Raw genomic sequence first — 1,018 nt, 5'->3', positions numbered from 1 at the left:
TGTCGAAGGTGCCGCCACCCAGGTCATATACCGCGATCTTGCGGTCGGCCTTGTCTTTCTTGTCCAGGCCGAAGGCCAGGGCCGCTGCGGTGGGTTCGTTGATGATGCGCTTGACGTCCAGGCCCGCAATGCGGCCGGCGTCTTTCGTGGCCTGGCGCTGGGCATCGTTGAAGTAGGCCGGTACAGTGATCACCGCTTCGGTCACCGGTTCGCCCAGATAGTCTTCGGCCGTCCTCTTCATCTTGCGCAGAATGTCGGCACTGATCTGCTGCGGCGCCATCTTCTTGCCGTGCACTTCCACCCATGCGTCGCCGTTGTCGGCCTTGGCAATGGTGTAAGGCATCAGGTCGATGTCTTTCTGCACTTCCTTTTCATCGAACTTTCGCCCGATCAGGCGCTTCACTGCGTAGATCGTGTTCCTGGGATTCGTCACGGCCTGGCGCTTGGCCGAGGCACCGACGAGCACCTCACCGTCCTCCTGGTACGCGACGATCGACGGCGTCGTGCGCGCACCTTCGGAGTTCTCGATCACGCGCATGGTGTTGCCGTCCATGATGGCCACGCATGAATTGGTGGTGCCGAGGTCGATGCCGATAATTCTGGCCATGGTCTTTGGACTCCTGAAAAAGAGTCTCGGTTTTAGGCCCGTACCTTTCGCGCGTCCGTGCGCCAGCGAACAGCGCGTCAGCGGGGTGCGGGCCTAAGCTGCAAAACAAATCCTGGGTGCAGTGGTCATCCGGCCCGCCCCCCCTCTGCATCACGGTCAACGCAGCACGATCCTTTCGGTACAGGGCTCCCCATGAAGCACTTGCAAACGGCTCTGGCAGCCATCGCTCTTTCGATTGTCGCGGCAAGTTGCGCCTCCACAGAAAACGCGCTCTACATGGGCCGTGGCAAGAATTCGAAAGAAAGCCGCTTGGCGGCAGCGAACAGGCGCGAGGAACTGGACAACAGCTACCGTGAGTCACTGACCCGTGTGTTCAACGCCGCGTGCGGCAGCAGCGAGTTGGTTGGCGCG

2 protein-coding genes are annotated in these 1,018 nt (G+C 61.0%); one reads left to right on the top strand and one right to left on the bottom strand.

The features are described from left to right. The coding region (locus tag VLK31_RS36200) for an Hsp70 family protein (RefSeq protein WP_409173320.1) at window positions 1-607 on the bottom strand (607 nt) is incomplete at its 3' end. A 192-nt stretch (window positions 608-799) separates the two neighbouring features. Here VLK31_RS36200 and VLK31_RS36195 point away from each other — a divergent pair. After that, window positions 800-1,018, top strand: a 219-nt coding sequence (locus VLK31_RS36195) for a hypothetical protein (protein WP_409173319.1), incomplete at its 3' end; no start/stop codon positions are given.

The sequence above is a fragment of the Variovorax sp. H27-G14 genome (assembly GCF_046156345.1).
In the GTDB taxonomy this organism is placed as follows: Bacteria; Pseudomonadota; Gammaproteobacteria; order Burkholderiales; family Burkholderiaceae_C; genus Variovorax.
Note: the sequence above shows the minus strand (reverse complement) of the source record. Positions and strands in the feature narration are given on the sequence as shown.